Annotated in this window: 17 protein-coding genes; 5 read left to right on the top strand and 12 right to left on the bottom strand. The window is 46.2% G+C overall.

Annotated elements, in window-relative coordinates; all coding sequences use genetic code 11:
- Positions 1-36 precede the first annotated feature (36 nt).
- Together AC07M6_RS23280 and AC07M6_RS23285 are read left to right on the top strand one after the other, a co-directional pair.
- Positions 37-468 carry a DUF4296 domain-containing protein gene (locus AC07M6_RS23280; RefSeq protein WP_494893673.1) on the top strand — a complete coding sequence of 144 codons (432 nt, stop codon included), beginning with the start codon at positions 37-39 and terminating at the stop codon, positions 466-468.
- Positions 449-2,815: an endonuclease MutS2 gene (locus AC07M6_RS23285; RefSeq protein ID WP_494893675.1), complete on the top strand. Its 2,367-nt coding sequence runs from the start codon at positions 449-451 to the stop codon at positions 2,813-2,815. The genes AC07M6_RS23280 and AC07M6_RS23285 overlap by 20 nt, the downstream gene beginning before the upstream one ends.
- A 144-nt stretch (positions 2,816-2,959) precedes the next feature.
- On the opposite strand, the gene AC07M6_RS23290 is transcribed toward AC07M6_RS23285, so the two are convergent.
- From AC07M6_RS23290 to ligA, 3 genes are all read right to left on the bottom strand, one after another.
- On the bottom strand, positions 2,960-3,376 hold the full coding sequence (locus AC07M6_RS23290; RefSeq protein ID WP_494893676.1) for a hypothetical protein: 417 nt from the start codon (positions 3,374-3,376) through the stop codon (positions 2,960-2,962).
- 221 nt (positions 3,377-3,597) lie between these two features.
- Complete coding sequence (locus AC07M6_RS23295) at positions 3,598-4,128, bottom strand: hypothetical protein (RefSeq protein WP_494893677.1); 531 nt, start codon at positions 4,126-4,128, stop codon at positions 3,598-3,600.
- 2 nt (positions 4,129-4,130) lie between these two features.
- A complete protein-coding gene (gene ligA / locus AC07M6_RS23300; protein ID WP_494893678.1) occupies positions 4,131-6,146 on the bottom strand; it encodes an NAD-dependent DNA ligase LigA in 2,016 nt (671 codons plus the stop codon).
- A 119-nt stretch (positions 6,147-6,265) separates the two neighbouring features.
- Here ligA and AC07M6_RS23305 point away from each other — a divergent pair, with 119 nt between their 5' ends.
- On the top strand, positions 6,266-6,571 hold the full coding sequence (locus AC07M6_RS23305) for a hypothetical protein (RefSeq protein ID WP_494893680.1): 306 nt from the start codon (positions 6,266-6,268) through the stop codon (positions 6,569-6,571).
- 79 nt (positions 6,572-6,650) lie between these two features.
- On the opposite strand, the gene AC07M6_RS23310 is transcribed toward AC07M6_RS23305, so the two are convergent.
- Together AC07M6_RS23310 and AC07M6_RS23315 are read right to left on the bottom strand one after the other, a co-directional pair.
- Complete coding sequence (locus tag AC07M6_RS23310; protein WP_494893682.1) at positions 6,651-7,493, bottom strand: endonuclease/exonuclease/phosphatase family protein; 843 nt, start codon at positions 7,491-7,493, stop codon at positions 6,651-6,653.
- 108 nt (positions 7,494-7,601) lie between these two features.
- Positions 7,602-9,371 carry a DUF885 domain-containing protein gene (locus AC07M6_RS23315; RefSeq protein ID WP_494893683.1) on the bottom strand — a complete coding sequence of 590 codons (1,770 nt, stop codon included), beginning with the start codon at positions 9,369-9,371 and terminating at the stop codon, positions 7,602-7,604.
- A gap of 78 nt (positions 9,372-9,449) precedes the next feature.
- Between AC07M6_RS23315 and AC07M6_RS23320 the strand changes: the two genes are divergently transcribed.
- Positions 9,450-9,962 (top strand): DinB family protein, encoded by a 513-nt coding sequence (locus AC07M6_RS23320; RefSeq protein WP_494893684.1) that lies wholly within the window; start codon positions 9,450-9,452, stop codon positions 9,960-9,962.
- Positions 9,963-10,196: 234 nt separating this feature from the next.
- Here AC07M6_RS23320 and AC07M6_RS23325 read toward each other — a convergent pair whose 3' ends face one another.
- From AC07M6_RS23325 to AC07M6_RS23345, 5 genes are all read right to left on the bottom strand, one after another.
- Positions 10,197-11,471 carry an alpha/beta fold hydrolase gene (locus tag AC07M6_RS23325; protein ID WP_494893686.1) on the bottom strand — a complete coding sequence of 425 codons (1,275 nt, stop codon included), beginning with the start codon at positions 11,469-11,471 and terminating at the stop codon, positions 10,197-10,199.
- Between the two features lie 123 nt (positions 11,472-11,594).
- Positions 11,595-11,981: a DUF1634 domain-containing protein gene (locus AC07M6_RS23330; protein WP_494893687.1), complete on the bottom strand. Its 387-nt coding sequence runs from the start codon at positions 11,979-11,981 to the stop codon at positions 11,595-11,597.
- A complete protein-coding gene (locus tag AC07M6_RS23335; protein ID WP_494893688.1) occupies positions 11,981-12,817 on the bottom strand; it encodes a sulfite exporter TauE/SafE family protein in 837 nt (278 codons plus the stop codon). The genes AC07M6_RS23330 and AC07M6_RS23335 overlap by 1 nt, the downstream gene beginning before the upstream one ends.
- A gap of 557 nt (positions 12,818-13,374) precedes the next feature.
- The gene (locus tag AC07M6_RS23340; RefSeq protein WP_494893689.1) at positions 13,375-13,950 is read right to left on the bottom strand and encodes a MarC family protein; all 576 of its coding nucleotides are present in this window, start codon (positions 13,948-13,950) and stop codon (positions 13,375-13,377) included.
- Between the two features lie 175 nt (positions 13,951-14,125).
- Positions 14,126-15,682, bottom strand: coding sequence for an amino acid permease (locus AC07M6_RS23345; RefSeq protein WP_494893690.1), 1,557 nt, complete (start codon positions 15,680-15,682; stop codon positions 14,126-14,128).
- 629 nt (positions 15,683-16,311) lie between these two features.
- Between AC07M6_RS23345 and AC07M6_RS23350 the strand changes: the two genes are divergently transcribed.
- Complete coding sequence (locus AC07M6_RS23350) at positions 16,312-16,566, top strand: hypothetical protein (RefSeq protein WP_494893691.1); 255 nt, start codon at positions 16,312-16,314, stop codon at positions 16,564-16,566.
- Here AC07M6_RS23350 and AC07M6_RS23355 read toward each other — a convergent pair.
- Both AC07M6_RS23355 and AC07M6_RS23360 read right to left on the bottom strand, forming a co-directional pair.
- Positions 16,545-17,255: a hypothetical protein gene (locus AC07M6_RS23355; protein ID WP_494893693.1), complete on the bottom strand. Its 711-nt coding sequence runs from the start codon at positions 17,253-17,255 to the stop codon at positions 16,545-16,547. The two genes, AC07M6_RS23350 and AC07M6_RS23355, sit on opposite strands and share 22 nt — an antisense overlap.
- Positions 17,256-17,364: 109 nt before the next feature.
- Positions 17,365-19,611, bottom strand: a complete 2,247-nt coding sequence (locus tag AC07M6_RS23360) for a sodium-translocating pyrophosphatase (protein WP_494893694.1) — start codon at positions 19,609-19,611, stop codon at positions 17,365-17,367.
- Between the last annotated feature and the right edge of the window lie 235 nt (positions 19,612-19,846).

Consider the following 19,846-nt stretch of genomic DNA (forward strand, 5'->3'; position numbering starts at 1 on the left):
CGTAATTTTACCCGGTTAATGCCGCTAAATTACAGAATGCGTATATATAAATATTTGTTTTTTTTAGGATTGCTGGTTTTTACAGCCTGCACCAGTGAAGAAAAGGTGCCCAATGATGTGATCAGCGAGGAGCGGATGCCTGCCCTGCTGGCCGATATCCATATTGTTGATGGCGACCTGTACAATGTATCTCAAACTCCCGATAGCCTGTATAAATACAGTATGGGCCATTACCTGGCTGTGTTTAAAAAATACCATACCGACTCCGTTCAGTTTAAAAAAAGCTATACCTGGTATACCCGAAATCCGGTAAAACTGGATAAGATCTATGATGAGGTACTGAAAATATTGCAAGCCAAAACAGATTCCATAGCTAAAATAAAGCCGCCGCCCGCCAAACCATCAGCGCCGAATAATAAGCCTGTTGATATACCCGTAAAACCTGCCAATGCTGTACCCGCCCAATAGTGCCGATAAATTAGGTTTCACCGATGTTAAGGAACTGATAAAAGCCCATTGCCTGAGTGAAATGGGCCGCCAGATGGTGGACAAAATTCAGGTGATGAACAATTACGATAACATCCGTAAGTTTCTGAGCCAGGCTAACGAGTTTAAAAACATCCTGCAAAATGATGTAGCCCTGCCTATCAATCACTTTTTCGATATCAAATCGCTGGCGAATAAAGCCCGGGTAGAGGGCGCTTTTTTAAGCGAGGAAGAGTTTTACCAGGTGCAGGCGTCGCTCACTACGGTATTTGCCGTGATTGCTTACTTTAACGAGCGCGAAGGACAATACCCTAACCTGGAAGCCCTGTTTGAGCATTTGCCGATTGAAAAAGCTATCCTGAAAAAGATAGACATGGTGATTGATCAGAAAGGGAAGATCAGGCCCAATGCCTCGCGCGAGTTGCTGGATATTACATCGGGCATAGCCAAAGCCGAGCAGGAAGCCCGCCGCAAGATAGACCAGGTGTTTAAAGCCGCCGGCAGCAACGGCTGGACGGCCGACGGCTCGCTCACCGTACGTGATGGCCGCTTGTGTATCCCGCTTTTAGCCGAAAATAAGCGTAAGCTGAAAGGCTTTATCCACGATGAATCGTCATCCGGGCAAACCGTTTATATGGAGCCCGAGGAGGTTTTTGTGCTGAATAATAAGGTGCGCGACCTGGAGTTTGAACGCCGCCGCGAGATTGTAAAAATACTGACTGCCCTTACCGATGAGTTGCGGCCTTATACGCCGCTGCTGTTATCGTACCATAGCCTGTTGACCAAGCTGGATTTTGTACGTGCCAAGGCGCTTTTCGCGATAGATGTGGAGGCTGAAATGCCTGAGGTAGTGCAGGATGCAAGGATCAAACTGATTAACGCGCGCCACCCATTACTGTTCCTGAGTTTTAAAAAGGAGCATAAAACGGTAGTGCCGTTAAATGTACAGATTGATGAGGGCACGAGGGTTGTTGTGGTATCGGGCCCTAACGCCGGCGGTAAATCCGTTTGTATGAAAACGGTTGGACTGCTGCAAATGATGGTGCAGGCCGGTTTGCTGATCCCCGCTGCTGATAATAGCGTGGTGGGTGTGTTTAAGCAGCTTTTTGTAGATATCGGCGACGATCAAAGCATTGAAAGCGACCTGAGTACCTACAGCGCCCACCTATCAAAAATGAAGCATTTTGTGGAGAATGCCAATGGTAAAACCCTGATCCTGATCGACGAGTTTGGTACCGGTACCGACCCCCAATTTGGCGGACCTATTGCCGAAGCTGTGCTGGAATCGCTGAATAACAAAAAGGTGAAGGGCATGGTAACTACTCACTACAGTAACCTGAAGATCTTCGCCAGTCATACCGAAGGGCTGGAAAATGCCAGTATGCTGTTTGATAACGTGCAGATGAAGCCCATGTATATGTTGGAAGTAGGCAAGCCGGGCAGTAGTTATGCCTTTGAGATAGCGCAAAAGATAGGGTTGCCAACCAACGTGATTAACCTGGCTAAAAACAAGATCAGCGTAGGGCAGAAAAAGGTGGATACGCTATTAGTTGATTTAGAACGCGAGAAGAAAGAAATATTTGATACCAAACTGCAACTGGACAAACAGCAACGCAAGGTAAATACCCTGCTGCAGGAAAATGAAAAGCTGAAAAGCTATTTGGAGGAGAACCAAAAGGCGCTGATCCGCGATGCTAAACAGCAGGCCAAGAATATTATTCTGGATGCCAATAAACTGGTGGAGAATACCATATCCGAAATAAAAAGCAGCCAGGCCGATAAGGAAACTACCCGTAACCTGCGCGAAAACCTGAATAAGGAACTGCAAAAAAACACCGTTAAACCAGCCGAAACCCCAAAACCAACTGTTGCCGATGATGAACTGAAACCCGGCGATTGGGTAAAACTGGTGGATTCGGAAACTACGGGACAGGTGATGGAGATTGTGAAGGATAACGTGATCATCGCCATTGGCGACCTGCGTACCGTAGCTAAAAAGAAACGGGTGCAGAAGATCTCAAAAAAGGAAGTGCCTAAAGAGATCAGGAAGAGTTACAGCAGTTCGTCCACCAATGATATTGCGAATTTTAGTCCGGAGATTGACGTGCGCGGCCAGCGCGGCGAAGAGGCTTTATATAATATTGAGAAGGTATTGGACCGTGCCATTATGATGGGCTTCGGTACCATCAAAATACTGCACGGAAAGGGCGACGGTATCCTACGCAAACTCATCCGCGAGTACCTGCGCAAATACGAGCAGGTAAGTCGCCTGGAAGATGAACACGCCGACAGGGGCGGGGACGGGATTACTTATGTTTATTTGAGATAGGAATTCCTTTCCCGAACTGTCATTTCGACAAACCGTGGGGGGAATTGCGGTGGCGTGAGGAGAAATCTTCTACGTGCGACTTATCGCGCGTAGAAGATTTCTCGCTATCGCTCGAAATGACATGTTGGTTAATAGGCAGAAACCCTACGTCTCAATATGCTCCTGCTCTTCGCTATTTTGATCCCAGTTATCACCTGATTGCTGCTGCACTTCCTGCTGATTATTATCCTCACCAACCTTTTGCTGTTCGGCGGTTTCCTGTAGGCTGGGGATATTGGTGGTGCGCTGGGCCTTATCAAAATCGGGCTCGCCTGCCTGGTAAGCTGTTTTAAAATTATTATTGGCTGTATCCTCTTCCGATGGTTCGGTGCGGGCAAAGTAGGCGTTGGAGTAACCCGCATTGCGCGATGGATTGTCCTTGTCGTCGCCCATGGGTGTAGCTTTGCCTTCCTTACCAAAGTTATGGCCGCCCATAGGCTGGCCTTCCATTACTTTGCCCTGTTCTTTGGGTGCAAACCAGTCGTCCCGCCAGGTTTGCAAATTATTTGTATGGTTTAACATGGTTAATGGTTTTGTGTTTAAATAAAAGCATTAACCGGTGGTTTTTGTTTGCGTGGGTGGAGATTTAACCACAGAGGTCACGGAGGGAGAACCCACAGAGAGCACAGAGATTTTAACCGATTGTCATTGCGAGGAGCGATAGCGACGCGGCAATCCCATAGGCAGATTACGGTTGATTGTCCCCTATGAATATCACGCTATCGCTTATATGCCATAAAGCTTTATAGCTGCTGGCTGCGGATCTGTTTTAACGCTACCTGGGCTTCGTCTGGATAGCTGTCCATCTTATCGAAAATTTCCTCAAACTCAGGTTTATCCAAATCCTTGAACTTATCGGTATAAAAATCGACCATTTTTTGGCGTTTGGCTTCTTGTTCTTCGGCACTACCCTTAAAGGTTTGTGCTATTTTGCTATTAATTGATTTTCGGTTAATCAAATAAAAAGCAACAAGTATTAATAACATTTGGGGGTTAATGCCAATTGTGCTGAAACTACCAAAACCGAATGATACCGATGTTCTGACTAATTCAAAACTTAGCATATTTAGTGTCCCTAATGCTATTAACCATGCAATCGCATATCTGCCTAAGCGGGGTTTAACTATTCGTAACACTAACGCTATCGTCCATCCAGCAAAACCAAAATAATTACTGATGTTGAATATATAATCAGACGTAAGTACATCTACAACGGCAATAGCCATTAATACACCTAACAGACCCAAAAAAGCATAATCAATCTTCGCTTTCATATTTACCCAATCATCTCCAATAACTCCGCATCGCTAATAATAGGGATATTCAGCTTGGTGGCCTTCTCCAACTTAGCTGGGCCCATATTATCACCGGCTACCAGGTAATTCAGTTTGGCTGAGATACTGCTCAGGATCTTGCCGCCATTGGCCTCAATCATATCCTTCAGTTCATCGCGCGAGAATTGCTCAAATGTGCCCGAAATGATAAAACTCATACCTGATAACTTATCACTGGCCAATACTACTTCCTTGTCTTCGGCTACAAATTGCAGGCCTTGCGCGCGTAGTTTTTCTATCTGTTCCCGGTGGGCTTCATCGCCGAAATACTCTATCAGGCTTTGGGCTATGCGTTCGCCTATTTCTTCGGTGGCGGTTAGTTCTTCTAAGGAGGCCGCCATCAGGTTATCAATAGTTTTGAAATGCGCCACCAGCTTTTTGGCCACCGTTTCGCCCACATAACGGATGCCTAAGCCAAACAGCACCTTCTCAAACGGCATCTGTTTCGATTTCTCAATCCCATCCAGCATGTTATTAATGGATTGCTCGCCAAAACGGTCCATCTGCTTTAATTCATCAACGTGGGTATGCAGTTCGTACAAATCGCTGATGTGGCAAATAAAGCCTTTATTGTATAGCGTGTTGATGGTTTCATCGCCCAGGCCATCAATATTCATGGCTTTGCGGCCAATAAAGTGCTGCATTTTCCCGGTGATCTGCGGGGCGCAGCCCTCATCGTTGGGGCAGTAAAAGGCCGCTTCGCCTTCCTTGCGTATTAATAAGGTGCCGCAAACCGGGCAATTGGTCAGGTATTTTATCGGTTCGGCGCCTGGCTTGCGCTTGGCCTCGTTTACGCTGATAATTTTAGGGATGATCTCGCCGCCTTTTTCTACGTAAACTGTATCGCCTTCGTGCAGTTTAAGGCGCTCGGTTATTTCGTCGGCATTGTGCAGGGTGGCGCGTTTTACGGTGGTGCCAGCCAGTAATACCGGTTTTAAATTAGCCACCGGCGTAACCGCGCCGGTGCGCCCTACCTGGTAGGTAACGGCTAGTAATTCGGTCTCAACACGCTCGGCTTTAAATTTATAGGAGATAGCCCAGCGCGGCGATTTGGCCGTAAAGCCCAACTCCTGCTGCTGGCTGTAGTTATTTACCTTAATCACAATACCGTCGATATCGTAACTCAGGTTGTAACGTTCCTTATCCCAATAGGTGATAAATTGCAGCACATCGTCAATGGTACTGCACAGTTTATTATGCTCGTTTACATGGAAGCCCCAGCTTTTTACCGCCTGCAGACTTTCCCAATGGGTTTTAAACAGTTGCTTTTCGGTATACAGGAAGTACAGGAAACAATCCAGCGGGCGTTTGGCCACCTCGGTACTGTCCTGCAATTTAACCGTGCCCGATGCAAAGTTGCGGGGATTGGCGTAAGGCACTTCGCCGTTTTCTATCCGTTCGTTATTCAGGCGCTCAAAGGCCTTCAGGTGCATAAATACCTCGCCGCGGATCTCAAACTCATCGGGGTAATTACCGTTTTTTAGCTTTTTGGGCACATTATGTATGGTGCGGATGTTGGATGTTACATCATCGCCCTGTACGCCATCGCCACGGGTAACGGCACGCAGCAGTTCGCCGCCTTTATAGGTAAGGCTCATGCTCAGGCCGTCGTATTTCAGCTCCACCACATATTCAAAATTATCGCCGATGGCTTTGCGAATCCGCTGATCGAAATCAATCAGTTCCTGCTCGTTATAGGTATTGCCTAAGGATAACATGGGCCAGCGGTGCCGCACGGTCTGAAACTCCTTAGTAACCTCGCCACCCACTTTTTGGGTAGGGGAATCAGGCGATAAAAACTCGGGGAATTGCTTTTCCAGCGCGAAAAGTTCTTCCAGCTTTTTATCAAATTCAAAATCGGATATGGCAGGCATAGCCAGCACGTAGTAGTTATAACTGTGCTGCTTTAATTCCTGCGAAAGGGCTTCAATACGTTGTTTGGCTTCAACTGGCGACATGGGAACGAAGATAAATATTTTTTAGTCCATGGACTATAGACCATAGTCCATGGACTAAAAAAATTAAACCAACAGCTGTTTTATTTGTCATAAATAGCAATAAAACTAATTGATACTTTATGAAAACTGTATGGAAAGGTTTAATGGTTGCCGCGGCTTTAGCAGCTACCGTTAGCGTTAGTGATGCGCAAATAGTTGTAAGGGCGCGTTTAGGCCGCCCGGTAAACAGGGTAGTAGTGCATCGCCCGCCGCCGCCGTCACCAAGGCATGTGTGGGTTGAAGAAGATTGGAGGCCGAATGGCCGTACTTATGCCTGGCATGGAGGCTATTGGGCCGCCCCGCCCCGCCCGCGCGCTATATGGGTGCCCGGCCATTGGGACCGTCGCCATCATGGTTATGTTTGGATTGGCGGTTACTGGAGATAGTTGTTTAAGTCTGAAGTCTTAAGATTGAAGTCCGAAGTCTGGTCAATTTGATTGGCACTTCGGACTTTTTACTTTCATACTAATGACTCAAAACCACCACAACCGGGTAATGGTCTGACGGTACATGGCCGTTAAACGTATTAGTTAGGATGGCGTAACGGTTCACTTTAAATCCTTTGGTGATAAAAATATGATCGATACGTGCGCCTGTGTTTTTAAGGTTGATATTAAAGCTATTGAATGTATTGTTACCGGCCAGTTTAACAGGCGATAATGTATAGCAATCGGTTAGCAGGCCCGAATCGTTAATGGTTTTATAAGCATCCGAATTTTGGTCGACATTAAAATCGCCTGTTAAGATGGTTGGTACCCCCGCCACCATCTGCTGCATTTTAGCCATAATGAGTTTAGCGCTTTCGCGACGGGCTATCACGCCCACATGATCCATATGCACGTTAAAAAAGTTAAACACAAACCCGCTTTTAATATCTTTTAGCTGGGCCCAGGTGCAAACCCGGGTTAATGCCGCATCCCAGCCTACGTTGGGGTGTTCGGTGTCGGTAGGCGACAACCAGAAGCTGCCGCTTTTCAATAATTTAAACTTTGTTGTTTTGTAAAATATGGCAGAGTGCTCACCCTTTTCGCCACCATCACGGCCAACACCAATCCATTTATAACCGGGCAGGCTATCGTTCAGGTTGTTTAGCATAGGATACAGACCTTCCTGCGTACCAAAAATATCCAGGTCGTTAAACTTAATTAAGTTGGCAATCACCGGATAGCGTAACCCCCAACCATTTCCTTTGGCAGAATCGCTTGCGTTGGCGTACCGCAGGTTATAAGTACCGATGTTGTATTGTTGCGCTTTTATTATACCGCACAACAATACCAATAGTATGGCAGGAAAAACTCTTTTTATCATAGATGTCATGATCGGTTATAAGTGTTTGTACAAACATAATTACATTATAACAATCAATCCTAATTTTATTGTTTAATTTTTATTGGTTTGCCGGCATCAACTTACTCTTTATTTACTATCAGTTGTGGCCTTAACATCCATCATGCTTTCCTTAATATATTTAACCGGAGCGCTGCCGTAACTTAAAAACTTCTCGTTAAAATCTTTAACGGTGTATTTATCGCCCATTTTTTGTTTCCAGGCGTTGCGCAGGTCCATAATTTCTTTGTAGCCGCTGTAATAGCTGGTTAACTGAACGCTGGTAACACTTACCCTGCGCCACTTGCCTTCGGCTTCGGCCTGTTGCTGGAAGGCCTCTTTGGTCAGGAATTTAATGGTGGCCTCTTTATCCATAGTGCCGGTGTGCACGCTATAATCCAATATGGCATTACATATCGAGCGTAAGTTCCATTTGTACCACATCAACCACATTTCGGGCTCGTTATTGCCAAAGCCGCTTTCCAGCATCATTTGTTCGGTGTAAACGGCCCAGCCTTCAATCATAGCGCCGTTGCCTAAAACAGATTTAATTAAACTTGGCGATTTATTGGCGTATACCAGTTGCGTATAATGCCCGGGGATAGCCTCGTGGATACACAGGATCTGTAAAATGTACTGGTTGTATTCGCGCAGGTAGCTTTCGGCTTTTTCGGGAGCCCATCCGGCCAGGCTGCCTACATTATAATAAGTGTTCCCGTTTTTATCATACGGCCCCGGCGAGCTGACAGAGGCCCCGGCTACACCAGCCATATAAGCCGGTTCCTTGCGGATAACCAGGGGTTTGCTATCATCCAGCGTCAGCAGGTTTTTGGCTTTGATGTAGGATACCAGCAGCGGGATCTGCTTTTCAATGGCCGATTGAAACTCTTCGGGTTTTACGTGTTTAACCGATAGGGTATCGATCATTTGGGCAATCAGTTGCAGACTATCTTTTGGCATTGGTTTTTTGCCGAAATATTTAGGCCAAAGCTTAATGCTGAGTTTGTTCATATAGCCGTGCAATTCCTTTTTGCGCTCCATGGCGGCGTTATACAATTGCTGCGCCGTGCCTGATGATTGGATATTGAACTTAAACTTGGCTTCGTAAAGTTCTTTGCCTAATCTGAAACTGCGGGGGTGGTCGTTCTTCAGGTTCTTTAACCAGGCGGCGAAGTTTTTAATCACATCGGCCGATGCCTGCGCGCGGGCCAGCATCAGTTTTTGCTCGGCCTCGGGGATATTGGTTTTTTTAAGCGAATCGGCAAAATCTTTCTCTATCACACTAACGCCGCCGCTCATCTGGTCGGCCGCCAGGGTGGTCAATTCGGGCACCGGGTTTTTTATCTGCTTTTGGGCTTCTTTATAATAGGCCGGTATAAATTGCATCCGCTGGTAAAAATTGCGCAGGCGTTTGGGGAGCGGGGCATAATTTTCGTTCAATATTTTAGCAAAGGTGCCTATTACGTTGTATTCGCCCGGGTTCCATTCGTAAGCTTTTTCCTGCTGAATGGCCCATTGGGCGGCATCCAGCTGGTTTTGGATCAGTTTATAATCCATGCGGTAACTCTCTGAAAGTATGCCGGGGTTATATTTGGCCAGCGAATCCATTTGCACTTTGGTGAAATTGATCATAGCCGAACGGCTGGATGAATTAGGGATAACCATTAAGCTATCGTATTTATGATAGCCCTCATTGGTGGCCCAATCCGGGTTGAGTTTCCACAACGCCTCCAAAAAATGTGTTTCGTAGGCGGCAAAGGCATCATTGTCTTTAGCGGAATTATCCGCATTCATATTGTCTTTTTTACAGCTGTAAACAACTAATACAATAAGGGTTAACGAAAGCAGTTTTTTGATCACCGGTTTAAAATTTTGATTGCGAGATAAACTTAAAACTTTTAACTGAAATTTTTACGGTTGGATGTTTCTTAAATAAAAATGAAGCAACTATTTGAATTTGATTTTGTTGTTTTGGATATGGATAAGCAAGAAACCACATTGATAAACGAACTGGCATCGCTGCTGAAAGGCGGGAGCGCCCATGCCGGCCTGAAAAAAGCATTAGCCGGCCTGCCGCCCGAATTACGCGGCGCTAAAGCAGGTAACCTGCCCTATACCATTTGGCAACTGGTAGAGCATATCAGGATTGCCCAATGGGATATGCTGGAGTTTAGCAAGGATGGCAACCATCAATCGCCCGAATGGCCTGATGAATACTGGCCTAAACAAGCTGCGCCGACTGATAACGACGCCTGGAATAATGCCCTTAAACAAATAGATGCCGATTTGGACGCGTTTATCCAATTGTTGAAAATCGCGGATATTTATGAGCCTATCGCGCATGGCACTGGTCAAACTATATTACGTGAAGCCTTGCAGATTGCCGACCATACCGCGTATCATACAGCCGAGATCATTGTGATCAGGCGGTTGCTGGGGGCGTGGCAGTAGATAGATAAATCTTAGCGAAACTGATTACTTATGCTTTGAAAATCCCTTCTATGCCCCGGATGGGGCTACCTGTTTGTAGAAAAACAACCAAATTAGTTCATGCCCCGTAGGGGTTACCCTTCTGCATTTATAATTGTACACTGTGGGTAACCCCTACGGGGCACTATATTGTGAGATAATTATACGCTACAAACAGGTAGCCCCATCCGGGGCATAGAAGTAGAGTCTGATCGCTTACTTCAACTTATTAATAAAGTTCACCACACCGGTAACCAACTCCGGTTTCAGGGGTAGGTTAGGGTCTTTATAAGTCTCCGCATTTTTTTCACGATCTGCGGGCGCTTCCTTTAAAATGTGGTTCATGCCGGGGATGATCAGCAATGTGGCGTCTGATTTTGCTTTCTTCAGTTTTTCGGCATCGGCAACGCTCACCTGGATATCGGTGGTACCCTGAACGATCAGGATAGGGATCTTTAATTTTTTGATCTCGCGGATAGGGTCGTGCATCATCCACGATAAGATATATGGTTGTACGCTTGGGCGGATAAGCGAATACAGGGATGGGTCAACCCGGTCGGTAAATTTGCCTTTTCTTAAGCTATCAACAATTACTTTAAAAGCATCCTGTAAAAAATCAGGCTTGCTTTTCATCTGCTCTATCATGATCTTGTCTATCCGGTCGCCCGCGCCTGCTAAAGAAATATAACCGTTTACAGGCTGATCATCCGAAGCCAGCATACCCACCAGCGAACCTTCGCTGTGCCCCATTACAATCACTTTTGAAAAGCGTTCGTCGTTATGCAGCATACCTACCAGGGCAATAGCGTCGTCGGCATAATCTTCAAAACGCAGATCTTTTTCCTTGGTGCTGGTGATACTTTTGCCAATGCCGCGTTTATCATAACGTAAACTGGCAATGCCGTTTTTGCCCAGCGCGTTGGCCATCAGCTTATAAGTATATCCGCTAACACCAAGCACGCTGTTGCCATCCCTATCGGTAGGGCCCGATCCGGCTATGATTAGTACTACCGGAATTTTCCCGGTGGCGTTTTTAGGCATGGTTAACGTACCCGAAATATTGCCGGTAAATACTTTTAGCGATATGGGGGTTTCGGTTAAAGTAGGGTCGTCGTTGGATACGGTTGGGGTAGCCACATGTTCGGCCGGGCGTAAACCAAGGCCGATGATCTGATTGTCTTTGTTTAAAGATAAACTGACCACCAGGGGGCCGTTTTGAAAGGCTGCATTGTAAGTAGCCGTAGGGGCGGTAAAAGCAGTAAACGTAATTTGGTTTAAGGTGCCAAGCTGGCTTTTAAGCTGACCGATCTGCTCTTTACTAACAGCGGCACGCATTTCGGTGCCAAACATATTGTAAATGCTGTCGGGTTTATTGTTGTTATAAAAAGTCTTGAATTTACTAATGGCTGCCGCGTAGTTTGCAGGTTCTGTTTGCGCGTAAACGGCTGATACAGACAGTAAGGTCAATAACAAAGAAAGCAGTTTTCTCATCGGGGTTAATTTGTTACAAACTTAAAATAATTATAGGTCTGTTTATAATTATACCATAATGCGCTGAAAATTTTACAGATAAATCCTTATCTCAGCTAAGCTATCGCATATAATAATCGCTTACTAACCCGCGTGCCCGCTCAGTATACTGATAAAAATGATGAGTAATACGGTAAGACTGATCACCGTATACAGGCGGTCTTTCTCTATAATAAAACCTATGGCCGAGAAAAGTACCCGTAATACGGGGGTCGCAATCAGCAGAATAATCCCCGCTTGTATAATAGCCCGGCCCCTGAAAGCCATAATGCCATTGATGATGCCCGACGGGTGTACAAAATCGGGCACGCCTTTAAATACGGTATAATCGGGGATGCTATGGCCGTGGCGGTACAGGTATACAATGCCACCCAAAAATACGATAGCCATGGAAATGATGACGCCCAGGCGCAACACCCAGCCAATGATCACCTGCATATCCTTATCCTTAAAGTTAGGTTGTGCCGCCATTATATTTTACCTGTTATGCCGTTATAGATCATCTGGAAAGCCAGTACCCCAACCACAATGGTAAATACCCAGCGCAGCCAGCCCGACGATTTGGTATGCACCAGTATTTTTGATCCGCTTAAAGCGCCTAATAATACGCCGATTACTACCGGCATACATACATCGGGGGCAATATAACCACGCTGCAGGTAAACCACGGCGCTGGCAGCTGCTGTAACGCCTATCATAAAATTACTGGTAGTGGTTGATACCTTAAAAGGGATCCGCATAATGGTATCCATAGCTACCACTTTAAGCGCCCCCGAGCCGATGCCCAGCAGGCCGGATATGGTACCGGCAAATATCATCATCAAAAAGCCGCCGCCCACATTACGCACGCCGTAGTTTACCGGGCCATCGGCGGTAGGGTAGCTGCCGTTCAGCTTTAGTTTGGCAGCGGCCGGGCTGCCCTCTGCTGATATCACCTGTACTTTTTTTATTAACGACATCACTGCCGAAAAAGCCAGTATTAAACCGAAGATGATAGCGATATAATGTGTTTGAATATGCAAAGCCAGCATAGCCCCGGCTATGGCGCCAATGGTGGTTGCTATCTCCAGGAACATACCTATGCGGATATTGGTAATGCCTTCTTTTACATAAGCCGCCGCCGAACCCGATGACGTAGCAATAACCGAGATAAGCGAGGCGCCGATTGCATAATGGATATTGACATGCAAACCCAAAGTAAGCAGAGGGATAATAATAAAACCACCACCCAAACCAGTTAACGACCCTAATAAACCAGCAAAATAAGCACCGATCAGGATAATTAAGGTAAGCACAATTACAGACATAGCAACGGTATAACGGGCTGCTAAATTAGTAATAAATTTGAGCGCGGACTGCTATTTTCAGTATTTAAGTATCCTATAAAACCGATGGATTAAAGGGGTTTATGTGCTTTAAATCGCCTTTTTAGCCTTTAATCCGGGTGAAAAAACAGCACAAATATTTAGCAATATCATAAAAATAACACGTGTTTATTATTAAATATTAAAGGATAAATATATTTATTGTTTTTTGCGCAATTACAGCCTCATTAACCGGGTGGATTTTACGATTTTGGCAAATTTTATGCATTCCGGAAAGTTGTAGGCCATATAAATTATATTTGTATGAACGATTGATTAACAACACATTAAATGTTTTTGCTATGGAAGCACCAATAACATCGCAAAACGACACGGGGGATGCTTTAAAACGCATGCCACGGTGTTGGAAATGTAAGTCTGCTTTAGACCGGCGCGTATCGCGCGGTCTGCTGGTGAAATCCTTCTTATTCTGGTTGCCTTTACGCAGGTATTTTTGTTATGGTTGTATGGCCAAACGATATGTAAGGGAGAGGTAAGCCTTACAAGTGCGTATTAGTCCTGAACAGTTTTATCGCTATCGCCAGCAGAATGATCCCGAAAGCTTTACGCAGGATATTGATACCGGTAGTGCCAAACAGCCGCTCCAGGTATTTAACGTTTTTAAGCACCAGGTAAACAAACATGGTGTTTAATACAATCCCCACAATAATATTTTGAGTTTGGTACTGAGATTTCAGGGATAGTAACGTAGTCATGGTACCGGCGCCGGCTATCAGCGGGAAAGCCAGGGGGACAATAGATGCTGTAGACGACATTTCCTCCTTGAAAAACTTAATGCCTAAAATCATTTCCATGGCGATAATAAATATCACCAGCGAACCTGCTATGGCAAACGACGGGATATCCAGGCCAATCACCTTCAGTAATTCTTCACCCACAAACAGGAAAACGATCATGAGGGCCAGCACGGCCAGCGATGCTTTTTCCGATTCGATATGGCCTACGCGCTGGCGCAGATCGATCACGATAGGGATAGCGCCCAATATATCAATAATGGCGAACAGGATCATGGTAACGGAGAGGATCTGCCGGGGATCGAAGGTAAAGTAGCTCATATATCAGCGTTTTTCTTTGGCGTGTAACCTAAAGCTAATCATAAAATGCAATTAAAATATCAAAAGCGGGTAAAAAGAATCAGCATGTTATCATTCAAGCCAATACTCACCAGGCTATAAAAACAAAAAAGGTTCTGAATTTCAGAACCTTTTTTGCTAAAACTATGCGGAGATATTATTCTACGTATTTAGGGTTGATCGGGTCGGTTGGCGTTTCAACCTTGCCGTGGCGCACATGCGAGCGTTTAACCGAGTAACCGAAATAGATGATAAAGCCTATCAGCAACCAGCCAATTAAACGTGCCCAGTTTTCCCAGCCTTCGCTGGCAATCATACACAAGCAAATCAATGCACCCAGCGGACAAACCACCATGTACCAGGGGGTTTTAAATGGACGTACAATATCAGGGTCTGTTCTCCTTAAAATAAAGATACCAAGACAAACTAACACAAACGCAAATAAAGTACCAATACTCACCATATCGCCCACATATTTATCAGGGATAAAACCTGCAAATATCGACACGAAACCAAAAAATAACCATTGCGATTTGTAAGGTGTGCGGAATTTAGGGTGTAAACTTGAGAATACTTTTGGTATTAAACCATCGGTGCTCATGGTATAAAACACGCGGGTTTGGCCCATTAACATCACCAGTATTACCGACGAGAAACCAGCTAAAATAGATACCGTAACAAACGAAGCTAACCAGCCATAACCCGGCATAGCCGTTTTAATAGCATAACTAACCGACGCCTCTTTACCCTGGATCAGGAAGTCTTTATAAGATACTAAACCGGTAAGCACGTGCGAGAACAAGATATAAAGCGCGGTGCAAATAGCTAATGAGATCAGGATACCTTTAGGCATATCCCTTTGCGGGTTTTTGGCTTCCTGTGCAGCAGTAGATACCGCGTCGAAACCGATGAAAGCAAAGAATACCACACTTGCGCCCCTTAATACACCGAGCCAGCCGTGGTTAAACGTATCAGCGTAATTAACAACACCCGCGCTCACCTTTACTGTGCCGGCATCAGCAGGGATTGTATATGGTGTGTGGAAAGCCGGGTTAATGAAGTGCCATCCTAAAGCGATGATCATTAATACGATAGCCACTTTTACTACTACGATAATGTTATTCACCATAGCCGATTCTGCCGTACCGCGAATTAATAGCAGTGTTAACAGGAACAAAATTAATATAGCAGGTAGGTTTACTATACCTTGTACCCCAAACTCGTTGGCGTACATGCCGCTGGTAGTGTTTGAAGTTTCCATAAACGAATGCGACCACGCATACGGAATATGCCAATGAAAAAACGTTGTTAAAAACTCGTTAAAGTATTGCGACCAGCCAATGGCCACAGTAGCGGCACCCAGTGCATATTCCAGCACCAAATCCCAGCCGATGATCCAGGCGATGAACTCGCCCATGGTAGCGTAACTGTAAGTATAAGCCGAACCGGCGATAGGGATCATACTGGCAAACTCGGCATAGCAAAGGCCGGCCAGCGCGCAGCCTGCGGCTGCAATTAAAAATGAGATGGTTACGGCCGGGCCGGCATGTTCGCCGGCTGCTGCTGCGGTACGCACAAAAATACCCGCGCCAATAATAGCGCCAATACCCAGGGCAATCAGCGAGCCTACGCCAAGCGTTCTTTTTAAGCTGTTCTCTGTTTCAACCGATGCTGCCATCAGTAGCTTAATAGGTTTCTTAATAAATAACTTCATTGTTTAGTTTAAATGTAAAGTTTGTTCATGTCCCCCAAACCTAATTAATTTTATTGATATGCAAAAGCGGGGTATGTAACAAACCAGTTTTAAACCAAATTATATGATGATTTGTATCGGCTTACTGCTGTAAACTAACAGTATAGGCTTTGATGCCGAAATAAATGTGCAGATATGCAAATGTGCGGATGTGCAAATGAAGCGTGCTAATCCTACTCCCCCTTTAGGGGGCTGGGGGGCTTTGAAAATGAACGTCAGTGTTTCATGGCAGACGGTAGTCCCGCCATCCGCTGCAACTCCTCACTACGCTGCACTTCGCTGTGGGGTTTCCGCTGCTGTCGGGTTTAGGGTGAGCGGGGCTATGCTGCAACCCCTTGTCATTCTGATAGCGAAGAATCTCTCGCTTTACATTCAGGATTAGCATAGCCGCTCTGCTTACGGCAGATTCTTCGCTATTGCTCAGAATGACAAATTATGGTTCCTGCTTTACTGGCCTTTACTGGCGCAAGTTTAAGGGGAGAGGATGTGTGATGGATTAAATGTGCCACGGATTAAATCTGTGAAATCAAACTTAAAATCCGTGAAATCCTAAAAAAATCCTAAACTTGCCATAACAAAATCTATCTACCATGGCATGTAACCTCACTATCGACTTTAACGAACCTGCAGGTTCATTAATCCAGAAACTAAAAAGCAAAGTAGCCGGGCAAAACGGAACTTTCAACGGCGATGAAAACTCTGGCAGTATTGATGTGCCCGTTTTAGGCAGTCATATCAGCGGTTCATACACCATCAGCGGACAGCAAATGGCCCTGGTGATCAATCATAAACCGTTCCTCATCAGCTGCAATCAGATCCAGAGTTATTTAATGGGGAATTTGTAATTCCGCACCTCGTGTTTGCGGGGTACGAAGCAATATTCGCTAAGCAAAGCCACTAACTCAGTTCCCTCCCTTGGGAGGGGTGTGGTGGGGATTAGTAGTGGCAGGGAGGGGTTTCGCTGTCCCAACATAACCACCCCGTCATTGCTTGTAAGGGTACGAAGCAATCCTCGGTTAGCAGAGCTGTTTTCATCAGGCGATTGTGCTGTAATGAACGTCAGTCCGCTCAATTGCCGCGGAGGGCTGTTACTTTTTTTCTTGATAAAAAAAGTAACCAAAAAAATCAAGTCAAAAAAAAGCTTCAACCCGCCCTGCTGTGGCAACTTCTCGCCGGAGGCGGTTGCCACAGGCATTCCCGCCACCGCTGGCCCGCTTTTTTGACAGGCCAACGCTCTTTTCGTCGGCCTTCGGCCGGGCGGAGCGAAGCTCCGTTTCTCGTCCCCGACAGCGGTACGGCTTCCGGAAAGATCAGGCAAAACGATGGTGGCCTGCGGGTGGAAGGGAGACGCGAATTTGCCTGAAGCCTGGCCATGTGCGAGCGAGAGCAGGGGCAAATTCTTGCGGCCCGTGGTTTTGCATGATGCGGGCAAAGGCCATGTGCGGCAAAGGAAGCATTTCCGCTGTCTTGATTTTTGGTTCTTTTTATCAAGAAAAAGAACAATCTCTCCGGTGGCAATTGAGCGGACTCCCATTGATATACCTACCGGCTCTGTCAACGGATTGTCACGCTATCGCTCGCAATGACGGGTTGGTATAAAACAAAAACGGGTGCCATTGGCACCCGTTTTTGTTTTAAGGCGATTACCCCTTTTTATCAACCCTGATCACATGCGCGGTCAGCGTTTGTTTTTGCATTTCCTTTTGGATGTTTGCGCTTTTCTGAACTTCAGCTTTGTTTAAATGCGGCGCGATAACCAGCGACACGATTGACATCAGCTTGATCAGGATATTCATTGATGGGCCCGAAGTGTCCTTGAACGGATCGCCAACGGTATCACCTGTAACCGATGCTTTGTGCGGCTCTGATTTTTTGTAGTAGATTTCGCCGTTAATTTCGGCGCCTTTTTCAAATGATTTTTTAGCATTGTCCCATGCGCCGCCGGCGTTGCTTTGGAAAATCCCCATCAGCACACCAGATACCGTTACACCGGCCAATAAACCACCCAATACTTCGGGCCCGAAAGAGAACCCGATGATGATAGGGGTGATCAGGGCGATCATACCCGGGGCCACCATCTCGCGGATAGAGGCTTTGGTAGAGATCTCCACACATTTCTCGTACTCGGGTTTGGCTTTATGCTCCATAATACCCGGGATCTCGCGGAACTGGCGGCGAACTTCTTCCACCATCGCCATGGCCGCACGGCCAACAGCCGAGATACACAAAGCCGAGAAGATGAACGGGATCATCCCGCCTATAAACAAACCGGCCAAAACATCGGCCTTATAAATATCAATATGCTCAATACCCGCAACACCCACAAAGGCGGCAAATAAGGCCAGTGAGGTCAACGCAGCCGAAGCAATAGCGAAACCTTTACCCGTAGCGGCGGTAGTGTTACCTACGGCATCCAGGTTATCGGTGCGGTGGCGCACTTCTTCGGGCAGTTGGCTCATTTCGGCAATACCGCCGGCGTTATCGGCAATGGGGCCAAACGCGTCGATAGCTAATTGCATGGCCGTAGTAGCCATCATACCTGCAGCGGCAATAGATACGCCGTATAAACCCGCGCAATGGTATGAGCCGTAAATACCAGCCGCCAAAACTAAAATCGGCAGCACGGTTGATTCCATACCTACGGCCAAACCACCGATAATGTTGGTAGCATGACCTGTTGACGACTGCCTGATGATGCTCAGCACCGGGCGTTTGCCCATAGCGGTATAGTATTCGGTAATGATAGACATTAAGGTGCCCACCACTAAACCCACTAAGATAGCCAGGTAAACACCTGTTTTAGTGTATTCGGCAACACCTTCTTTTAGAGTTTCCGTTCCCGGGATCAAATCACGGGTCAGGTGCATTGGGCCGTCGGGCAGCATCCAGTTCACTACAAAATAAGTAGCGATAGCTGTAAATACAATGGACGACCAGTTACCTATATTCAGCGCCTTTTGTACACTGTCGGTTTCGGCTTTAATGCGCACAAATGAAGCGCCAACCAAAGAGAAGATCAAACCTAAACCTGCAATTACCATCGGCAATAAAACCGGGGCAATACCGCCAAAGTTATCGTGCGAAACAATCTCGCGGCCAAGCACCATGGTAGCCAGCATAGTAGCCACGTACGATCCGAACAAGTCGGCGCCCATACCGGCAACGTCGCCTACGTTATCACCTACGTTATCGGCAATGGTAGCCGGGTTACGCACATCATCCTCGGGGATACCGGCTTCTACCTTACCCACCAAATCGGCGCCAACGTCGGCAGCTTTGGTATAGATCCCGCCGCCTACGCGGGCGAATAATGCGATAGACTCGGCACCTAACGAGAAACCTGCTAACACATCAAGCGCTTTAGCCATAGCTTCGCCGTTTACGCTGCTGCCGGTAACATTAACCACATACATTTGGTAAAACACAATAAATAACGATCCTAAACCAATAATGGCCAAACCGGCAACGCCTAAGCCCATTACCGTACCGCCTGTAAACGATACTTTAAGCGCCTGCGCCAAACTGGTACGGGCAGCCTGTGTAGTACGCACGTTAGCTTTGGTAGCGATGCGCATGCCCAGGTAACCGGCAAAAGCCGATAAAAACGCGCCGATTAAAAAAGAAACAGCGATAACCGGACTTGATGTAGCTACCGTAGTGCCCGACCAGGCTAACAGTAAACCTGCCACAACTACAAAGTAGCTCAGGATCTTCCACTCGGCGCGCAGGAATGCCATGGCGCCGTCGGCAATGTAGCCGGCCAGCTCGTTCATGTTGGCATCGCCTGATGGTTGTTTGCTAACCCAGGCCGATTTGATAGCCATAGCCAGCACCCCAACAAGGCCGAATACAGGAATAAGATAAATTAAGTAAGTGTTCAAAAAATCCATAGTTATCTATTAGGTTTATTATTTTGTTTTTACGTTAAAAAACGAAAGGCTGTAAAAATAGCGGTTAATGCCAAATTACCAAACTAAATTTTATGAATAATGAAAGTAGATTTTGAATATAGGAAAGAATATATGGAATATACAGCAGAGAACGCTGTCTGCGGGTTTTTACAGCGAAACAGGTGGTAATGTCCGCCGGTTAAAAGAAGTATTGGCGCAGTTGTTTTTAATAGGG

This window comes from Mucilaginibacter sp. GW821-FHT07H05, from assembly GCF_059418485.1.

Coding starts and splice junctions, on each gene's coding strand:
- AC07M6_RS23310 (WP_494893682.1), bottom strand. CDS start 7,493: ATGATAAAAAGAGTTTTTCCTGCCATACTATTGGTATTGTTGTGCGGT.
- AC07M6_RS23335 (WP_494893688.1), bottom strand. CDS start 12,817: ATGTCTGTAATTGTGCTTACCTTAATTATCCTGATCGGTGCTTATTTT.
- AC07M6_RS23355 (WP_494893693.1), bottom strand. CDS start 17,255: ATGGGAGTCCGCTCAATTGCCACCGGAGAGATTGTTCTTTTTCTTGAT.
- AC07M6_RS23295 (WP_494893677.1), bottom strand. CDS start 4,128: ATGAAAGCGAAGATTGATTATGCTTTTTTGGGTCTGTTAGGTGTATTA.
- AC07M6_RS23360 (WP_494893694.1), bottom strand. CDS start 19,611: ATGGATTTTTTGAACACTTACTTAATTTATCTTATTCCTGTATTCGGC.
- AC07M6_RS23320 (WP_494893684.1), top strand. CDS start 9,450: ATGAAGCAACTATTTGAATTTGATTTTGTTGTTTTGGATATGGATAAG.
- AC07M6_RS23280 (WP_494893673.1), top strand. CDS start 37: ATGCGTATATATAAATATTTGTTTTTTTTAGGATTGCTGGTTTTTACA.
- AC07M6_RS23325 (WP_494893686.1), bottom strand. CDS start 11,471: ATGAGAAAACTGCTTTCTTTGTTATTGACCTTACTGTCTGTATCAGCC.
- ligA (WP_494893678.1), bottom strand. CDS start 6,146: ATGTCGCCAGTTGAAGCCAAACAACGTATTGAAGCCCTTTCGCAGGAA.
- AC07M6_RS23285 (WP_494893675.1), top strand. CDS start 449: ATGCTGTACCCGCCCAATAGTGCCGATAAATTAGGTTTCACCGATGTT.
- AC07M6_RS23350 (WP_494893691.1), top strand. CDS start 16,312: ATGGCATGTAACCTCACTATCGACTTTAACGAACCTGCAGGTTCATTA.
- AC07M6_RS23330 (WP_494893687.1), bottom strand. CDS start 11,981: ATGGCGGCACAACCTAACTTTAAGGATAAGGATATGCAGGTGATCATT.
- AC07M6_RS23340 (WP_494893689.1), bottom strand. CDS start 13,950: ATGAGCTACTTTACCTTCGATCCCCGGCAGATCCTCTCCGTTACCATG.
- AC07M6_RS23305 (WP_494893680.1), top strand. CDS start 6,266: ATGAAAACTGTATGGAAAGGTTTAATGGTTGCCGCGGCTTTAGCAGCT.
- AC07M6_RS23345 (WP_494893690.1), bottom strand. CDS start 15,682: ATGAAGTTATTTATTAAGAAACCTATTAAGCTACTGATGGCAGCATCG.
- AC07M6_RS23290 (WP_494893676.1), bottom strand. CDS start 3,376: ATGTTAAACCATACAAATAATTTGCAAACCTGGCGGGACGACTGGTTT.